The sequence below is a fragment of the Sporosarcina sp. P34 genome (assembly GCF_002743375.1).
Lineage (GTDB): Bacteria > Bacillota > Bacilli > Bacillales_A > Planococcaceae > Sporosarcina.
In genome coordinates this window covers 14274-28764 of record NZ_PDZC01000003.1, presented here as the reverse complement: position 1 = coordinate 28764, position 14491 = coordinate 14274, and the positions used below count along the sequence as shown (strand labels likewise).

The following is a 14491-nucleotide window of genomic DNA, read 5'->3' as shown; positions in this document are numbered from 1 at the left end:
TAAAAAATCAAACAACCAGTCCCCGTGTTTACAGGGACTGATTGTTTATTTACTAATTAGGATATGACCAATATTTCGGATTGTTATGATCCTTGTTTCATTAGCCAACTTCAATGCAATCGACTCTTTATTCACATTCGCAAGTATACCTTCGATCAGTAATGCACCTACCCTAACTTTTATCGTCTGCCCTTCAAACAACAGCAAATAGACCGCTAACGGAATTTTGAAGAATTGCTGAATAAGTTCTGGAGAAGAGGCTACGACTTTTCCAAACTGAAATGTTAGCTTCCTACGTAAATGTGGGTCGATATTCTTTAAATTGTCCTTTGGTAATTGTTCAGAATAGTAGCCCGAGGCTTTGACCGATTCAATCTGCTCGTATGGCACGATGATTTTATAGTCTTCTCGGCTTAGTAGAGTGAAATCATGTGCCGCCATCATCACTACTCCGGAAATGGTTTCATTTAAAGGATTTATTATTTCTACTTCTAGTCCATTCAGCCCGTCAAACGCCCGTTGATACGTTTCTTGAATGGACCGTTTATCGTCAAGTGCTAAATCCAGTAATAACCGATTGGTTTCTGCAATTCTCTCATCTACTTCCTTACGCAATCCAACAGGAAGACAGCTTTCTGGAGAAGGCAACTCGGGATTTCTTGCCCGTCTAGGACAGCATTTTTTTGGTATGAAGAAGTCCGGTTTTTGCATTTGTCTTTTCCTCTGTTTTTTCTTTATTCTCTTATTTCCCATTTTCACACCTCCCGTTCTTCAACAGACTAGTTATCTAGTTTTGGGAGATGCTTTTTAAGTTCTTCGAACACTCTCATAATCCCCCACATCCCTTGCTCGATATCCCAGCGAATGTTTCCTGACCGATACATGAAGTCGCCCGAGAATCCGCTATAAGCTCCTGCACCGCCAAGCAACTGAAGATTTCTCTTAGCGCCCGCAACGTTAAATCCGACATATGATTCAGTTCGAGAATGAATATTTTCCGAACCGAATCTCCAACGGTGACCGTGGAGGTGGAATGTATGAGCTCTTCGTCTTTCAGCAGGTGTAACTAACCGAATAGTGACTGGATCCCCCACATAGCTTTCGAATACAGGAGTAGAAGGATCACCAAAAACATCTGAGCTGAATACATCATGGATTTTTTCATGCTGCCGATAGCGATTAATCAGTCGTTCGCTTCGGTAGTTAAAGCCACGTGATCCTTGATCATACGTATCGAGCAAATCTTCGTCTATCTCAGGCGGAGCGAGCAAAACGCCGTCCACAGGATCAAAAATGACTTGGTTGTTTTTATCAAGTAACCTTACACCGTCATGCATTACAATTACGAATTCTCTTGTATCCGGCAAGTACGGATTCCGCAAGATAACATTCGCTCCAGTCGTAACTGGCTCCAGTGTATACGGATCCAAATATTCGGTTCCCCTAGGTTCTGCAATGAATGCTCCGAACGCGCCTTGCGAACGATGATTGCGAATATCTGCCATATCCCACATGCCACATACACCAACCGCAGAATCGACATACCAGCGATACGTCCTCGACTCACCTGGCCCAACTGTTTGATCGCCATTGAAACCAACTGTCTCGCCTGCAGACGTCTTAACGTCATAATCAAGTAATTGAGCATGAAGGGAGATACGTAAAGATGGTGGATAAAATGCTTGCTCCTTCACGATTGGATACGGATAAATTCCGTCCTTGAATGGAAACAACTCTGGTTTCAAATAGCTAGTTAACGTAACATCGATTGTATTCCCCATGTTGCCGCGTAGGATGAGCGGTACCGGTTCTTTTTTGCCGTCCCGAATCGCTTCCATATCCTCACGCAATGCAAAGATAATCGCATCTGGATCATGATCACCGAACGAGTTATACTGGATAGAAGTTTGAAAAGCTACGACATCATATTTTCGCAGAGGCCCCTCCACTATCTCTACAGTTGGATCTGCCGCTGATGGTGGTTTGTTACCTGTACATTGCGGCACAGGTTTTGAACGCTCTCTCGGTTCGAGCCGATCCGGTAATTTAATTAGTTCAGGAACCTTTTCATCGAACGCGCGGATCAGACCCCATAGCCCATTCCACAAATCCTCTTCTGTTTCGAATGTCCATAAATAATCACCGGCTCGGGGAACATTCATCTCCATCGTAAATGATTCGGATATTCCTATATGCTGCTGGTTTTCCAACCTGGAATTTAAATCTCCGCGCTCACTCAACCAACGTAGACCATGCACATTAAAGCTATGGGATTCTTCCTGTGCTCCTTGAAGCAACCTGATCCGGATGGAATCTCCCTCATAAGCTTTGAATATCGGAGTATTTGGATCGCCTTTTACATACGAACTGAAACTGTAAGCGGGATCACAGTCTTTACCTAAACGGAATTGCAGCGGTTCATTTTTATAGTTCACTCCAAACAGTCCTGGATCATCAGGGGAGCCCGGGAATGGCGGAGGTGCTAATGGTTTACCGTCTTTATTGAATAAGTGTGTAAAGTCCTGTGCAAAAATCACAAAGTCCCTGTAATCCGGAGTCAGCGGGTTGACACAAGTGATTTCCGTACCTTGATCTACTTCTACCCCAGTCGACGAATCGAGATATTTAGAAAAACGCGGATGAACAACGCCCGTTCCAAAGACGCCATGTTGCTGATGGGATCCCGGAAATAAATGATCATGGAAGAACCATGCTTTAAGCTCTGTATCTGCATAATAAGAGTATTGGATAGTCTCACCTGATAGAACGGATGAATCATAGTTCCATCCGACATTCGCACCGTCATTTACCAACACATCAAACTTTACAAAATGGATATGCATACCCGCTTCATAAGTTCGCGTAACAAGCTGGAATGCATCACCATCCAGGATATGCGGCAACCGATTTGTGAAATTGATTTCATAGCGCGTATGACTGGATGTATGGATGACGAGCGGTTCGGGTGCTTTTTTACCCAAGCAAATATCTTCCAGATCTTCGTCTAGCACGTAAATCCGTCCAGTCGGATCATGCCAACCTTCACGGTTATACATAAGAGGAATCTCAATCAAAGAGATATTGAACTCCTTCACAGGTGCACCTTCAGGACACGGATCGGTAAAAACAGCACCTGGACGGGGATTTGCGATTGCTGCATTCCTTTCCAGTTCTGTTAAACCTCTACCTCCGACAATCCCCATTGGTGGACGAGGTGCTTTCATACCGACTTTTCCTGGAATGAAATTTGGGAACCCAGGTTTCATTTTGGTTGGTTTAGGCGGTGCCGGTCTATCGGGAAGAGGTTTAAGCGACTTGATTGGAACCCCGTTCGGATAACACTGACTGCCATCTTGAAGAGTATTGAAGACTCGGTTCATCCCCCACATTCCTGCGACGAAATGCGGATATAGATGACAGTGGATCACTGCATCACCAAAAGAACCTTGCAAGCTGCCAAGACCGTAAAGGGGCTGAATTGTATAATGGCTCTGTGGACTAATGGCCTGCGCATCCAAAATTTCTGACGCTAAATCATTGGGATCGCTGAACCATTGGTTAACGTGATAATGGAATACATGCGTTCCCTTTACTCCGCCATGGAAAAGCCGGATTTTTGCAGGGTCTCCGACATACCCTCGCAAAATCGGGGTCGATGGGTCTCCGAATACCCATGAATCATGGTGTACTTCTTCACCCTCGCAGTTCGGACAGACGACTCCTTCCGCAACTAACTGTTCGCGCCGGTTTTCCGGTTCATAGCGATAATTAGCACCGTGGAAGGACTCTTCTTCCTGGTTCGAGAAATGATTGATCGGTCTGTTACCAGTTAAATCATTCACTTCCATTTCATCTGTAAACATCCACACATACTCTCGGAAGGAAGGTAGTAAAGGATGATGGACGTCTGCATATTGGCCGCTGTTTATTGGCTTGCCCGTTTCAGGATCTGTCCACCAGGAGAAACGGCTTTGGACACATAAGCCTCCAACCAGACCATTTGAGTTGGAACCGTTCTGATCACTTGAGACATTTCCAAGGTCTGAGAAGAAATAGTTCCCTTCTTTCAGTAGGTGCAGCTTATATAAAATTTTTTCACAAGGAGCTATAGTTGTATCTTTATTGAAGCCAACATTCGCTCCATCCGATTGGCAAACATCGTATTCTGCTTCCTGAAAATGCATACCCGCATGGAAAGGAAGTTTGTTTTCAAAAAGAATTTCCACGGTGTCTCCTTCATTCGCCCGGATAAATAGCGGCTGAACGAGATCAACAGGCATGAAAGGATTTTTCTTTACGAGCCGCTTCACTTTTTCTTCATTTTCCTTGAGCACATACATCATGCCATTCGGATTATGGTCACCAAACGTGTTCAGGACAATCCGTATGGGAATGGCTACTACATGGTAGCGTCTTTTCACTTACTTCACCCCATTTCCTACTCTTTTAATTCAGGGATTGGAACTCCATTTTCTGTCTCGATATAGAACACTTCAATGGTGTCTATATGAACAAACCATGTTTTCCCTTCCAATGCAGGGATAGATGTTGTCTGAACTTTCATTTCCGCAAAATCATCCACTACACTAATAATTTCTCCTATAAACATAAACGGAAAGGCTTCCGTCAAGATCAATACTTTTTTACCTATATTCTGACCGAAGTGGGCGCTAATTCCCTCTTCCCGAGCTAGATTGATTGGCTGGCATTCATTTTGTTGCGTCATGTATCCAACTCCCTTTTTAAGTTAACGGAAAGACTAAATCACAAGGCACTTCTGTCGTAAATGATACGATTTTCTCCAAAGGTATACTCAGTGATGTTGGGAACTTATAAAAAGGAGCATTCACCATTTTGACGGTAACAGGCGTTAAGGTTAAATGCCCTACACCTACTTCAGAAACTGTACCGCAAAAAATTGGACGGAATACTTGCCCTAGTAGATTAAGCTGTACTGCCTTTGTAATAATAAGAACTTCCTGACCTATCAAACCTGAGAAGTCATGAGATTGAATCCCTGTTTTATTTTTCATTCTTTCTGCCTCCTGTTACTTTTCCACCAAATGATTGGAGCAACGTTCTCATCTCTTTTTTCCAAAAGGAGACTAGTGAGATAGTAGACACAATGCGAATTTCCACTAAAGGAATCTTGCGTACTGTGCCGAAGCTCGTGAGCAGTAACTCACTCTTTGTCGTATTCATGATCTTTCCGCTTACGGTTTCATTACTCAAAACGACTTCCACTCTTGTACCTTTCCATGAAAGAAAGTTGGTCCGAAAAGATTCTTCAAAAAACTGTTGGACGAGTACTTCTCTTTTGTTAACCGTCTCGCCAAATCGAAGTGTAAGATTTTTTTGCAACTGATTATCATACAGGTGATGCTGATGCGAATTGGAATAGGAAGGAAAACCAAATGGAATATTTGCTGTTTCAATATACGTGTAGGGAATCCATATTCTTTTCTGTAGATTCGTCAGCATGACAAAATCTCTACCAATTGCTGCGACTTTGCCTTCTGTTTCTAGATAACTGTCCACCTCGCCAAATGATGAAATGACGACTTGCTGGTTCCGTTTGCTCTTGAAGAATTTTTTGAGTGTCAATGATTTCCTGAGTGGTTCATGAATATTTGCTATCTTAAATAAATTTTTCTGGCCAATATAATCTGTTAAGACTCTCGTTTGTTCATCCGGTCCATTACTTGTAGGTGAGGAAAATTCAGAATTTCTACTTGATTTCTTTATAAAGTTCGCCTCCCTATCCCCAATTCAAAAGTACTGCTATAACTATTTGATTAGTTGTTGCAAATGATTTGCGATTTCTTCAATTGCTACGCTATTTTTCCCTGTTGCCATATTATGACGAGCTCTTACCAAATCCTGATCATCTACAATATACATAGACGTCGAGTGGGTAACGAATCCATCTTCATTCCTGTCGTAATAGAAATTTAAGTATTTCGAAAACTCTTTAGTTGTTTCTTCTGTACCTCTAAAGAACAACCAGTTTGGGTCTTCGATAGTAAATAGTTCTTTATAGCGTACTATTTTCTCTTTCGTATCATATTCAGGGTCCACGGTGATAGCTATGATGAAGTACTGATCTTGGGATATTCCCCTATCTTCCATCACCTTCTGCAAGGCCGTCAGATCCCACATAGTAGTCGGACAAATATCGGGACACTTTGTGTAGAAAAATGTGACAAGCTTCGGTTTGCCCTGGAAATTTGTCTCGTTCCCGCCCACTTCGGTAAACGGCCATTCCGTTACTTCCCCACTTTTCGGTAGTTCCACTGTCTTTGACCACACCGCGTATATAATCCCGAAAAAGATAGGCAACATCAATATGATGATGAACTTTTTCACTACTGTTCTCCTTTCCTGCCCAAACGATCTTCACGCTCTCATAGAACGGCGAATGAAGAAACAAACCAATGAATGCGAAAAGGTAATAAACATAGTGATAATGAAAAGATTAGTCGCAATCAATGAATTAGAATTAAGAGGTATATTGCAAAGTGCGGGATTTTTCAGCACTGCACCAAGCATCATACCCATTACTCCTCCCATCACGCCGTTATATAGACCATTTAATGAAGCCGGTGCTTGAATAAGCGAGCCGAATTGCCAACCGATAAACACTCCTAGAAATACGGGCAATAAATAAGTAGCAATTTGATCTGCCGGTAACAATAACGCGACGTACAATGCTGTTACGAATGAAGATATTGACGCAATCGCCATACAAATCGTTTTTGTGAACCGATCATCAAACAACAGTCTTTTCTTCTTCACTACTCGATAGTTGACTAGCATTTCACCAACACACCACATGAACAGAACAATTAGAAGCAGCATAGCCCCCTTCACGCCCTTTTAATAGAAATGAATAAAATGCCTAAATTACCGATGAAGAATGCATGTAGAAACCAGATAAATAGCATTTGCATCTCTATAACCGTGCCAATCATCGGTGCCATTAGCCCAACAATCAGACCATTCGTTAGGCCAGTCACAAACGTCTGATAATCAATCAGCATGCCAAACCAAGCTCCTACTGCTCCTCCGATAATTGCCGAGAGTAATGTAATATACGTAAAGTGAAACGGCAAATGTGTGATGAGCACGATCCCAAATAACAAAGCGGCCATCCCGCCCATAACCATGCTCATATTCATACCTAAATGGAAACCTACCAATTTCCTCACTTTTCTAATGTACATATAAAAGCCAATGATAAGACAGATGTCTGCATACAATAAAAATAGCAAGATCGACTGCTCCATAGGTCACCTCGAAATAGCATATGGCAATAGAGACAAAATAGTAACCTATTTACCCAATATTTCACCAGATATAAAGTAAAATTTATACTGCATATCATCCCTTCTCCCACATATTTAAGTACTCTCCAGTTCTGTTATGTAGTACACAATATGCGAAGGGTACACTGCCGTTTGGTCCTCACACAAATATCATGCGAACTCGCCTCACGTTTGGTACACTTAGATATGTAGTAATTTTAATAAGGGAAGTGTTTTTATGGTTGGACGTAATGATCCATGCCCATGTGGCAGTGGTAAGAAATATAAAAAGTGCTGTGAACGAAAAGATGCGGTGACAGTGGAAGATTTGTTGACAGATGAAATGGAACACTTATTGCAAACATTTTATGATATTCATCCCGAGCGACCAGATATACCAGCGTTCGTGGAATTTGCAAATACATGGAAGTCTTCATTGAATAGTTATTTACCACAAGAAATGATTGAAACGATAGCGCTTGACGAATTCTTCTTCCATAAACGAAGAGATATTTGGGACGATTATGTAGCAAAGCAGAAGAAAAAACATATTCGACCATCTATTCTAGAATTACTGGATAGATGGTCAGAGCCACGTGTATTTATCGGTGAAGTAACTGCTGTCGGGGATACATATTTAACAGCTACAAGTATTCTTGGTGATGAAACGATTGAATTGTGGAAAGAAAGCGATAAGCCTGTTCCCGTTGGTGTGCACTTCTATTGCTTTATACTTTCCGATGGTACGTCTGAAGGTAATTATCTAGCAGTCTCCAGTTTAATCTTCTTCCCGACGGATCATTCGGAAGCAATTAAACAATTTGCTAAAACACTTGCAGATACAGAAAATCCTTCACTAAAGGAATCCATCATGAGGTTCTGGATTGCGCTTGGTGAAAGCGGCTATACCGGAGACGAGTTTACTGAATTTGAAGCAGGTGTTATAGAGGCGGCTAAAGAGTTTTTACAGCAATATGACCGAGAATCGAAGGCTTTGCTTGAAGTGCTCGAAGACTTTTTAGTAGATGAGCAGCCAAAAGCACGAAAGAAATTAGCAATTGCGGCGGGCGCGATCCGTTATGGATTAGACAATAATTATTTCGAACCACTCAATATGACACTAAAAGAGATCGCAGAAGCATTCGATGTTTCTACTTCGTCGATGAGTAAATATGCGAAGGATTTAGCGGAATATGCCAGCGATAAAAATTAATTGATATAAGGAGTTATGAACATGGTAGTTTCACATTCCCGTCTACTAGATGCATGGGAAGCGTATCAAGATGTAGATTTGCACGGTAAACAAGTTTTATCAAGCATAGAATTCACGACGACATATTTATGTAATATGCGTTGTGAACATTGCGCGGTTGGATATATGCTACAACCGAAAGATCCACAAGCATTTTCAATCGAGCTACTGTTGCAGAGATTGGATGAAATTCCACATTTGCGAACAATTAGCCTAACAGGTGGCGAACCAATGTTTTCGAAGAAGTCGGTCGAACAGTATGTCGTACCGCTACTGCAGTATGCACATGCGCGCGGAATTCAGACGCAGGTGAATTCAAACCTTACTATGCCTATTGAACGTTATGAATTAATTGCACCGTATTTGGATGTACTGCATATTTCACATAACTGGGGGACAGTTGATGATTTCATCGATGGTGGATTCGCTAGAATGGAACGCAAGCCGTCACGTGAACGTCGTGGAGCACAATTCGTACGCATGATTGAAAACAGCCGAGCATTGTCTGAAATGGGTGTAATGGTGTCAGCGGAAACTATGCTGAATCGCCGAACATTGCCTCATTTACAGACGATTCACGAACAAATCGTCCATGAAATGAAATGTGGACGCCATGAAATACATCCCATGTATCCTAGCGATTTCGCTTCATCATTAGATGTGCTCACTTTGGACGAAACACGTATCGCCATGCTCGATTTGCTGTCATACCGTGATCCGCAAACTTGGATGCTATTTGGAACATTGCCATTTTATCATTGCAGTCCCGACGCAAGAGACCAAGAGTTATTTACGAAACTTGCAGCAAGCGAAAATGTCACTGTACGAAATGATCCAGATGGGCGTTCCCGGTTGAATGTCAATATGTTTACTGGAGATGTGATCGTGACAGATTTCGGAGATGTGCCGCCACTTGGAAATATTCAAACCGATCACTTAACCGATCTATACGATAAATGGCAACAGCATCCATTAGCGAAAAGCGTTAGCTGTCACTGTCCTGCTGTGCGTTGTTTGGGGCCGAATTTACTCGTAAAAGATGCCTATTACCCAGACACAGACTTTTTGAAACGACAAAAAAGATAAAGTAGACGAAAAAACCACGTATGGCTCGAGTTGAGTCCATACGTGGTTTTTATTTTCCGAAGCCTTGGAAATGTTCATCAATAGCTTCTTGGAATGTTTTTGATGCTACTGCTTTTTTAATCGCTAGTGCAAAATCCTTCTCACGATCTTCTTCTCTAATTGCAACAATATATTGCAACTCTTCATCTAGCTGTTCGTGCGCCAGCGCATCGTCCAATTCCATTTCATCGACCAGAATATAATTGTCTGGAATAATTGCCAAATCACCGCTTGCCATAGATGGAATCAGCTGAGCAATCAAGACGGGTTGGATGTTTAGGTTTTTCGGATTACTCTCAATTTGTTCTTCTGTAACCGCATAAGTTGGTGCTTTTGGATCTAATGAGATGAATCCCTGCTGTTCAAGGAAACGTAGGGCCCTAGCCGTGCCTAGTTCATCATTTGGAATAGTAACCCATGAACCATTTGGAATATCGTCCATCGACGTCAACGAGTTGGAGTACAAGCCAAGACCCACACTCGGAACTTCCGTTAAAGCCACTATTGGCAAATCATATTCTTCGTTAAACCGCTGAAGATTGATTTGTTGTTGGTTGATGTTGGCGTCTATTTCGCCATCAGCCAACGCTTTATTTGGTTCAATTAAATCTACGTACGTTTCTATTTCCACTGTGTAACCTAGCTCTTCCAATGCCGGTTTTAATGCCTGATCGATAACTTTTGCATAAATTCCTGCCGTCGTACCTATTTTTATTGTTTCATTGCTACCGGTTGGACTGCATGCCGTCAATAGCAATCCAAGTATCGTCAGTAGACCGAGTACTTTCATTTTCATCTTCAAATCGTTCCTTTCAAAAAACTGCTATCTTCATCATATTCGCTGTAATTTTTACTGTCAAACCAAATCCTGAAATAAAAAAGATGTGCAACAATGTACACATCTTTTTGCTCGCTATGTAATTTTACCAGACTGCCGGTTTTTGTACCATCAGCCAAAGCATTACCATCAGCAGTCCAATATAGATCCAGGCAGTGCGTTGCAACTTATTGACCACTGTTTCCTTGTCATTGCCTGATTCATGGAATCTTTTCAATACAGAAGAGAAACCAGTTGCCAAGAAAAATCCGGACAGCAACATGACGCCTATTGTGAGAATAACCCACGACGTGTTCCATGGCCATGGACCAAATAAAATTAATAAGATACCGGTCACAACAAGCACATGGCCTGAATGCATAACGAGTCGTATAATGACCCGGATAAACGCAAGATAGATGTCTTCCACTTCTGCTTTAGCAGTACGTAGCCGACGTATTAATGGCAGTAGGAGAAATAATGGTCCTACTGAAATTACAGCCGACACTACGTGCGCATAGACAATCGCTCCGTAATAATAGCTCATTTAAGAGATTATTTCTGAGCTGGGCTATATTCGTGTACCCAAACTTTCATTTTAGGAAGCCAAGGCATTTTGTCGTGGATCGACAACATCGCCTGTTTATATTCTTCAACTGTTTCATGACCTTCAGATTTGGCGTCTTCATCTGTTAGTTCACCGAGTGTTTGTTCATACAATTTCTCAATTTTGTACTCTTTGCCTTCTAACGTCATAATTTCGCCAGGGTATGCATAGACACCATTACGTCTAGTCGCCCACTTTTCACCGTTAAGAACTTTTTGTACATCTTCAGGAATTGTTACAAGTCTTTCGATGGAACATGTTTTTTCTGGATAGTTTGTCATGCTAACACTCCTCTTTGTTGGTTAATCTTTCACGTATACTAGTGTACCCTTTTTCATCAATGAATTACAGCTTTTGCTTCCCAATAAAATACCCTCCCCACCGGAGTGACGAGGGATGATACTTATTTTACTTCTACAGTATGTTCTTCATGTTCGTGTATCTCTTCATTTTCGATATGGATAATCACTTGATAGCTGGCTGCTTTAGGAAATTGATAGTTGGCTGTATATTCACCCGGTTTCGCTTCATCCGTATCTACCCATGTGGTTTCTTTATCTGCCGAGATGATCTCATAGCGGACTTGTGCCTTTAATGCCTCGCCGTCAATCTGCACATGTGTCATTAACTCTGTATCTGTCGCTGCTTTTGCTGACTTAGGTTGCATGAAGTGAATAGACAGTCCTTCTACTCCATTGCCATGTTCATGATGTTGATCTTCTTGCTCGCTTTCCTGTCCATCCGATTGAGGACTAGCATCTCCGATTTGGATTTGCTTTTTTGGCATGACATGCATTCCACGCGCAGTAACATGGACCTGTACGTGATAAATCCCATCTGTCTCAAATATATTTTCCACTGAATAAATACCTTCTTTTTCATGGGTTGATTCTACGTGAATACTGTCTTCTTTCTTTCCTTCTTCCCAGATTTCATACTCTACTTCCGATGCATCATCTACATTTTCTTCACCTTGTGTCACATGTGTAGTAATAAATACCGATTCATTGACATTTCCTTGTTCAGGTACTGTAAGTTCTACTTCAATTGGTTCAGGTAAAACAGCTTCCGTCGGTACCTCTTTATCTTGACCACAACCGGCTAGAATACCAATCATTGCCGTACTCATAACAAACATTCCAAAACGTTTCATTTTTTCATTCTCCTATCTATTCGTTTAGCTGTTATGATTATAAAATATGATTACGAAATTTCAATGAAGTTTCGACAACTTTTTGAAACTTCATGTGGATTTCACATGTTTTCCGGAAAATTAGAGTGCAGAGATTTTATGAAATGAGGCGTATTGAATTGGGTTACCAATTATTGATCATTGATGATGAACCGCAGATGCGTGATTTAATTCGTGTCATTCTTGAAGATGCGGGATATACCGTAATAGAAGCCAGTGACGGTTTGCAGGCCTTGTCAGCCGTTAAGCAACATACTATAGATTTATGCATCGTCGATGTGATGATGCCTTATATGGATGGGTTCACATTTGCAGAGGAGATGAAACGCACTTCTTCGATTCCTTTGATTTTCCTATCTGCACGAGGCGAAGAATGGGATAAAGTACAAGGGTTGAAGCTTGGTGGTGATGATTATATCGTCAAGCCCTTCTTACCAGGAGAACTTGTAGCACGGATCGAAGCGGTTTTACGTAGAACATACCGCCATAATCCCGCCCCACTCGTATTACATGCAGGTCCACTTACTATCAATGAGGACTCGTATACCGCACAGCTTAATGGAGAAGCCTTAAGTCTAACTTTGAAGGAATTTGGCTTGCTATTGTTGCTAGTCAAACATAAAGGGCGCGCATACTCCCGTGAACAATTACTTGAATTGGTCTGGGGCGACGATCACCAGAGCAGTGAGCGTACAATCGATACACATATCAAAACACTTCGTCTAAAGCTAGGGGACGCAGGTAAAATGATTGAAACGGTATGGGGGATCGGCTACAAGTTAGAGGACCCCGAATGAATAATTTGAATCTAAGCAAAAAGATGTTGATTGTGTTTTTGGGCAGCATCATTTGCACCATTTTATTTTCATTCTTCTTCATTCATTACTTGTATACGGATTTATATAAAGAACAGATTAAAGAGTCCATCATCTATCAAGGGAATCGAACGGCTTCTCATTATCATTACGGCGAGCTGAGTGATTCGATCATTGAAAAGATTCAATGGTATAACATCGTCTCGGAGTATGAAATCATCGTTGTAGACCGCCTGGATGATTTAACGTCCCATTTCCCCTATCAGATTAATTATCAATCACTAGTCAATGAAAACGACGAGAAGATACTAGAAACGGGTAAGCCTGTTATGAAAGAAGGCTATGTGGATGAACTAAAACGGGAAATCTTCGGTGGAATTTTTCCTATTAAAGGAGAAAATGGACTAATTGGTTTTATTTATATTTATGTTCCGCTCGCTGCGATCCAAGATGTGTTCCATGACAGTCTTCCGATCATGTTACTTGTAGGCAGTATTTTCTTCCTTGTTCTATTTTTGATTTTGCAACGCGTATGGCGTTCGTTGTTCGAGCCACTGCAAACATTGCAGATCTATTCGGAAGAAGTGTCTAAAGGTGATTATTCGAATCGACTCAATACGTTCAGGACAGATGAAATAGGCAAGCTTTCGACTGCATTTGATTCAATGAGTCGTTCTCTTGAAGAACAAGATCAGCGCAAGAAAGACTTCACGTCAAATATTGTACATGAGCTCAGGACACCTTTGACGTATATTAGTGGCTATGCGCAACTTTCACGCGATAAAATCGATTCGTCTCCTGATAATGTAAAACAATACCTATCAACTATAGAGAAAGAAACGGAACGCCTGAAAAAGCTCATACATGATTTAGTCGAGCTGAATCATTTAGAACAAGATGTATATTCATTAGTAAACGAACCAATTGCGATTGCGCAATTACTGTTAGATACATTGGAATTATTCATGATCCGGTTACAGGAAAAAGATATTCAGTTGCGCACATCGATTGATGAGGAATTAATTTTGGAAGGTGATCCTAAACGATTGCAACAAGTTTTTTATAATACAATCGATAATGCAGTAAAATATGCTGAGCAATCCATTGCTATTCATCTCACCGCCAGTAAACACGGTGTACAATACCGCATCGCAAATGACGGCGTGACAATCGGAGATGAAGACATAGATCATATCGGAGAACGCTTTTTCCGTACCGATAAAGCACGAACTCGCACGACAGGCGGTACTGGACTTGGCCTGTCGATCGTCAAAGAAATTGTAAGGTTACACGAAGGAACATTCACGATTTCCAATGAAACAACAGAAACTATTGTGGTGATTGAATTGCCTAAGCAAATGCGAAAGGAGTGAAAGCAG

General features: G+C 41.5%; 16 protein-coding genes. 4 read left to right on the top strand and 12 right to left on the bottom strand.

Going from position 1 to position 14491, the window contains the following annotated elements; genetic code table 11:
- Positions 1-45 precede the first annotated feature (45 nt).
- The 8 genes from CSV63_RS06220 to CSV63_RS06185 form a co-directional block, all read right to left on the bottom strand.
- Positions 46-753, bottom strand: coding sequence for a hypothetical protein (locus tag CSV63_RS06220; RefSeq protein ID WP_099695052.1), 708 nt, complete (start codon positions 751-753; stop codon positions 46-48).
- Between the two features lie 26 nt (positions 754-779).
- A complete protein-coding gene (locus CSV63_RS06215; RefSeq protein WP_099695051.1) occupies positions 780-4421 on the bottom strand; it encodes a cupredoxin domain-containing protein in 3642 nt (1213 codons plus the stop codon).
- Between the two features lie 17 nt (positions 4422-4438).
- Positions 4439-4726, bottom strand: coding sequence for a hypothetical protein (locus tag CSV63_RS06210; RefSeq protein WP_099695050.1), 288 nt, complete (start codon positions 4724-4726; stop codon positions 4439-4441).
- 16 nt (positions 4727-4742) lie between these two features.
- Positions 4743-5033 carry a hypothetical protein gene (locus CSV63_RS06205; protein WP_099695049.1) on the bottom strand — a complete coding sequence of 97 codons (291 nt, stop codon included), beginning with the start codon at positions 5031-5033 and terminating at the stop codon, positions 4743-4745.
- Positions 5023-5604: a hypothetical protein gene (locus CSV63_RS06200; RefSeq protein WP_233191970.1), complete on the bottom strand. Its 582-nt coding sequence runs from the start codon at positions 5602-5604 to the stop codon at positions 5023-5025. The genes CSV63_RS06205 and CSV63_RS06200 overlap by 11 nt, the downstream gene beginning before the upstream one ends.
- 183 nt (positions 5605-5787) lie before the next feature.
- Positions 5788-6366, bottom strand: a complete 579-nt coding sequence (locus tag CSV63_RS06195; protein ID WP_099695047.1) for an SCO family protein — start codon at positions 6364-6366, stop codon at positions 5788-5790.
- Positions 6367-6396: 30 nt separating this feature from the next.
- Entirely contained in the window at positions 6397-6858 is a 462-nt protein-coding gene (locus CSV63_RS06190) for a hypothetical protein (protein WP_233191969.1), read from the bottom strand.
- Between the two features lie 8 nt (positions 6859-6866).
- Complete coding sequence (locus CSV63_RS06185; RefSeq protein ID WP_099695046.1) at positions 6867-7286, bottom strand: hypothetical protein; 420 nt, start codon at positions 7284-7286, stop codon at positions 6867-6869.
- Between the two features lie 256 nt (positions 7287-7542).
- On the opposite strand from CSV63_RS06185, the gene CSV63_RS06180 reads away from it, so the two are divergent.
- Entirely contained in the window at positions 7543-8517 is a 975-nt protein-coding gene (locus tag CSV63_RS06180) for an SEC-C metal-binding domain-containing protein (RefSeq protein WP_099695045.1), read from the top strand.
- 21 nt (positions 8518-8538) lie between these two features.
- Entirely contained in the window at positions 8539-9642 is a 1104-nt protein-coding gene (yfkAB, locus tag CSV63_RS06175; RefSeq protein WP_099695044.1) for a radical SAM/CxCxxxxC motif protein YfkAB, read from the top strand.
- Positions 9643-9691: 49 nt separating this feature from the next.
- On the opposite strand, the gene CSV63_RS06170 is transcribed toward yfkAB, so the two are convergent.
- From CSV63_RS06170 to CSV63_RS06155, 4 genes are all read right to left on the bottom strand, one after another.
- Positions 9692-10477, bottom strand: a complete 786-nt coding sequence (locus tag CSV63_RS06170) for a MetQ/NlpA family ABC transporter substrate-binding protein (protein ID WP_099695043.1) — start codon at positions 10475-10477, stop codon at positions 9692-9694.
- Positions 10478-10604: 127 nt separating this feature from the next.
- Complete coding sequence (locus CSV63_RS06165) at positions 10605-11045, bottom strand: DUF2269 family protein (protein WP_099695042.1); 441 nt, start codon at positions 11043-11045, stop codon at positions 10605-10607.
- Between the two features lie 8 nt (positions 11046-11053).
- A complete protein-coding gene (locus tag CSV63_RS06160; protein ID WP_099672577.1) occupies positions 11054-11386 on the bottom strand; it encodes an ASCH domain-containing protein in 333 nt (110 codons plus the stop codon).
- A 122-nt stretch (positions 11387-11508) separates the two neighbouring features.
- Complete coding sequence (locus CSV63_RS06155) at positions 11509-12258, bottom strand: FixH family protein (RefSeq protein ID WP_099695041.1); 750 nt, start codon at positions 12256-12258, stop codon at positions 11509-11511.
- A gap of 158 nt (positions 12259-12416) precedes the next feature.
- On the opposite strand from CSV63_RS06155, the gene CSV63_RS06150 reads away from it, so the two are divergent.
- Positions 12417-13094, top strand: a complete 678-nt coding sequence (locus CSV63_RS06150; protein ID WP_369823614.1) for a response regulator transcription factor — start codon at positions 12417-12419, stop codon at positions 13092-13094.
- Positions 13091-14485 (top strand): sensor histidine kinase, encoded by a 1395-nt coding sequence (locus tag CSV63_RS06145; RefSeq protein ID WP_099695040.1) that lies wholly within the window; start codon positions 13091-13093, stop codon positions 14483-14485. Before CSV63_RS06150 ends, CSV63_RS06145 begins: the two co-directional genes overlap by 4 nt.
- Positions 14486-14491: the final 6 nt, after the last annotated feature.